The organism is Micromonospora sp. DT4, assembly GCF_049841675.1.
In the GTDB taxonomy this organism is placed as follows: Bacteria; Actinomycetota; Actinomycetes; order Mycobacteriales; family Micromonosporaceae; genus Micromonospora.
Genome location: NZ_JBNCKT010000506.1, coordinates 1 through 242, shown reverse-complemented (window position 1 = coordinate 242; position 242 = coordinate 1). Strand labels below are relative to the sequence as shown.

General features: G+C 69.0%; 1 protein-coding gene. It reads right to left on the bottom strand.

From position 1 onward, the window contains the following. Nucleotides 1-242: hypothetical protein (locus ACLQ24_RS30695; RefSeq protein WP_425895208.1), on the bottom strand; the 242-nt coding region annotated here is incomplete at both ends.

Genomic DNA, 242 nt, shown 5'->3' with positions numbered 1-242 from the left:
AGGTGTCGATTGGCTGCCGGCGGGGGTGTCGGCTCCCTCGTCGCTGAAGAGGTCGCCGTCCTCGCCGTCGGAATCGTCCTGGGCGTGGGAATCGTCCTGGGCGTGGGAGTCGTGTTGGTGGGGGAGGGTGTGGGCAGGGAGGTGGAAGAGCTCAGGTGGGCCTGCGGTGATGTGTTGTGGTGGCGCGTCGGTGTGGGTGAGGTGCTGGTGTTCGCCGGTGGTGCTCGCGGGTACGGCGCTGG